Here is a 3423-nt window from a genome sequence, read left to right as displayed (position 1 = left end):
GGCTGCGGCGGGCGGATGATCGAAGGGAAACGCGGCTTCGGCTGCTCGCGGTTCAGGGAGGGCTGTACGTTTGTGATCTGGAAAAACTATCCGGATAAAACGGTCACGTTGACGATGGCCGTCGCGCTCGCGGAGAAGGGCGCGACGAACAAGCTGACCTTCAAGCGCAGCGACGGCAGCTCCGTCAAAGGCAAGCTGACGCTTGCCGATCCGGGAACGGGGCGGCTGGAGACGGTTATGGATGTGTAGCGAGCGATAAAAAAGGCTTGCCCTTGAAGACCAAGGGACAAGCCTTTTGCGGCTGTTATCCGACTTCTTCTTCCGTCCGGCGGATATGGCCTTCGATGGCAGGCGGGATGTCGGGCAGACGGCCTAGGGATAGAAATACGCCTTTCGGCTGGACGTCGATGCCGACGATGTTGTACAGCCATTCCGAATCCGCCTTCATATGAATCGCATGAATGCCTGCGGTCAAAGCAGGCACGATGTCCGTTCGGATCGAATTGCCGATCATCCATGTCCGTCTGCGGTCGAAGTCGCCTGTCTGTACAATATTTTCCAACGCTTCAATATTCTTATGCCGCCGGACGTAAATCCGGTTGCCGAAATAGCGCTCAAGCGAGAAACGTTCGATTTTGCGCCGTTGGATGAGCGGTTCGCCGCCCGTATAGAGGTGGAGCTCGTGGCCGTCGCCTGCAAGGCGGTCCAACGTTTCCTCCATGAACGGGTAAGGCTCCGTCTCCAGCTCATACACGCTGAGCCCCAGCTTCCACAACGTATCCTCTTCGACGGCCGACGCCGCACGCCCGAGAACGTTCGAGAAATGCCGGTACGTTTCGATGAACGACTGGGGGAAATGCTCGCTCTTGAAGCCGAGAACCTGGACGCCGGCGATATCGATTTCGGTTTGTTTGCCTTGAACGTCCTGCGCCGTCAGCCCGTAATCCCGGAACCAGTCGGTCATCAGATTGGCGAACTGGTTAATGACCAAATTGAAATACTTGTTACAATGGACAAGCGTGTCATCCAGATCGAATAATATCGTTTGTTTCATATAAGCTCCTTCGGTTACCCCAATCAAAGCTGGTACGCTGACGTCTTGTTAACCAATCTACCGCATCGAGCACGATCCGTCAAATTGCATAAGGGGCACGGTTTATCCGCATAATGAGGCGAGAACGGTTCAACCGGAAAAAGCCGCCGATCGCCCGCCTGAACTGAACGGAATCGAAAAGCAGCTTCCTTGATCGGGTAACCGGCTCACGGAACCATGTACAAGGGATCGAAACCGATCCCTTTCTTTGCGTCTATGCGTATTTCTGCCGCTTGTCGGCCAGATCCGCTTTGATGTAGGCGATGCGCTGCCGAACGTAGAAATCGAGGCTCTCGCCCTTCAGCTCTTTCGGGGAGACGACGGCTTCAGCTAGGTTGTCGATAATGGTTAACGCTCCGTCCGAATAAAACTTAAACGTCAAATCCCGGAATGGCCGGTGCCTTTCGATAAATCTGTAATGCTCACAACTCCGCATGTCATCCACCTCCGAAAGGGTATAAAATCCACAATTTCGGAACATTTGTTCCTATTACCATCATACCAAACGTTTGTTCGTGTGGAAAGTGTTTTTTGTATGGCTTAAACTATTTTTTTAGAGGCATTGATAGAAGAGGGAGCGTACCTTATGATCAAAGTTATGCATTTAATGAAGAAGATTCCGAACGGACCGACCGTGTTGAACGATATTACGTTTCAATCCGGCCGCGGAGAGCTCATTGCCGTGATGGGCGCGAGCGGCAGCGGCAAGTCGATGCTGCTTCGCTGTCTGGGGCTGCGCGAGTCCTGGAGCGGCGGTTCGCTTTGGGTGGATGGCACAGACATTTTCCGCAAGGGATATACGGCCAAGCTGAAGCTATGGCGGGAATTCGCTTATCTGGAAGAGAAACCGGCGCTGAATCCGAACCGTACCGCGCTCAAGAACACGTTGGTCGGCACCCGCTACCAAACGCCATGGTGGCGGATGCTTACGGGAATGGTTCGGAATGACGATTATATGGGCGCTATGGACATGCTGGAGAAGGTCGGTCTGCTCGATAAGGCTCACGCCAAGTCGTCGACGCTAAGCGGAGGCGAACGTCAGCGCGTGGCGGTCGCGCGCGCGCTTGTTCACGGAGCCAGGGTCATTCTGGCGGACGAGCCGGTGACGGGACTTGATCCGCACGCCGCCGAGGCGATTTTAAACGACTTGCGCAACGTATGCCATACGCAGGGCGTAACGATGATCCTCGTGCTGTCGCAGAACGATTGGGCGGAGCGGTTCGCGGACCGTATCCTCGGTCTGAACGAAGGCGAGCTTGTGTTCGATATTACGGGTCGCAGGCTGACGCAACGTGAAAGAATGCTGCTGTAAACGGCGGCATGATTCGTTGGAAGGTCGGACGAACAATCGCATACAATGACCATTGGGTCCGATGCTCGTGAATGATTGACCTTCGGTTTTCCGCATCTTTTTTGTACTGCCGGAAGGGGTACGGGCACGGTTCGTCGAAAACAATTAAAACCCTTACGAATGAGGAGAGGCAGCATGAGCGACAAACTCGTCATTCCGGCTATTGTAATCGTTATAGTTATTGCAGGCATTGCCGCATTTTTGTTTAAACGCCGCAAAGACGCCGACTCAGGCGAACGGACGAACGGTGCAGCGGACGAGCCGGCACGGACAAAGCAGCCTGCTGCCCCCGTGTCGAGACCGGTATGCGACAGTGAAGGACCGCGGCACATTCTGATCGTCGACGATCAGCCGGCAATCCGGATGCTGCTTGCGGAGCTTTTTCAAGCCGCGGGCTTGATCGTGCACGAAGCGTCCAACGGCCGTGCGGCGATTGAAACGTTCCGCAGCGAGCCCGTCGATTTTGTTCTGCTTGATTTGAAAATGCCCGATATGGACGGTATCGCCGCGCTGCGTGTCATTCGGACGATGAGTGAGCACGTTGAGGCGGTTATGATATCGGCATACGGCGATTCGGAGAAGATTGAAGCGGCGCGTAAGCTCGGTGTCCGGCAATTTTTCACAAAGCCGTTCGACATTGAGAAGCTGCGGGATTACGTCCTTCGTCAGCTGAATGAGCGTGAACGCAGCCTGGAAGTCAACGTTACGGAGTAGGAGCCATCGGATGAAAAAGTGGATCGGCATAACGGCGCATGCCGCGCTCGGTTTGGTGTTTCCATATGTGTTGGGCGGCACCATCGTGCTGCTGTATGGGTTGATGACCCCTTCTGTCGGGGCGGACAAATTCGTTGGCGCGCTGATCGCGGGGACGTATTTGGCGCTGATCGCGGCGGTCAACTGGGCGACCCTGCGGGAGGAGGCGCCGCGCGGTGTCGGAGCCGGGGTTCTCCGACACGCTGCGGCATGGCTGACGGCTGCC

Annotated in this window: 5 protein-coding genes and 1 pseudogene; 4 read left to right on the top strand and 2 right to left on the bottom strand. The window is 55.4% G+C overall.

Features of this window, described 5'->3' with window-relative positions; translation table 11 throughout:
* A pseudogene (locus BG52_RS01325) lies at nt 1-249 on the top strand (DNA topoisomerase III); the annotation flags it as partial.
* A gap of 55 nt (nt 250-304) precedes the next feature.
* On the opposite strand, the gene BG52_RS01320 reads toward BG52_RS01325, so the two are convergent.
* Together BG52_RS01320 and BG52_RS01315 are read right to left on the bottom strand one after the other, a co-directional pair.
* The gene (locus BG52_RS01320) at nt 305-1054 is read right to left on the bottom strand and encodes an HAD family hydrolase (RefSeq protein WP_036579534.1); all 750 of its coding nucleotides are present in this window, start codon (nt 1052-1054) and stop codon (nt 305-307) included.
* 253 nt (nt 1055-1307) lie between these two features.
* Nucleotides 1308-1529, bottom strand: a complete 222-nt coding sequence (locus BG52_RS01315) for a hypothetical protein (RefSeq protein WP_051587712.1) — start codon at nt 1527-1529, stop codon at nt 1308-1310.
* A 150-nt stretch (nt 1530-1679) separates the two neighbouring features.
* Here BG52_RS01315 and BG52_RS01310 point away from each other — a divergent pair, with 150 nt between their 5' ends.
* From BG52_RS01310 to BG52_RS15830, 3 genes are all read left to right on the top strand, one after another.
* Entirely contained in the window at nt 1680-2405 is a 726-nt protein-coding gene (locus BG52_RS01310) for a phosphonate ABC transporter ATP-binding protein (protein WP_036579530.1), read from the top strand.
* A gap of 174 nt (nt 2406-2579) precedes the next feature.
* A complete protein-coding gene (locus BG52_RS15060; RefSeq protein WP_081793477.1) occupies nt 2580-3158 on the top strand; it encodes a response regulator in 579 nt (192 codons plus the stop codon).
* A 10-nt stretch (nt 3159-3168) separates the two neighbouring features.
* Nucleotides 3169-3423 (top strand): hypothetical protein (locus BG52_RS15830; protein ID WP_036579526.1); only part of this gene is annotated, 255 nt, incomplete at its 3' end.

The sequence above is a fragment of the Paenibacillus darwinianus genome, assembly GCF_000598065.1.
Lineage (GTDB): Bacteria > Bacillota > Bacilli > Paenibacillales > Paenibacillaceae > Paenibacillus_I > Paenibacillus_I darwinianus.
This window is presented reverse-complemented; position numbering and strand designations above follow the sequence as displayed.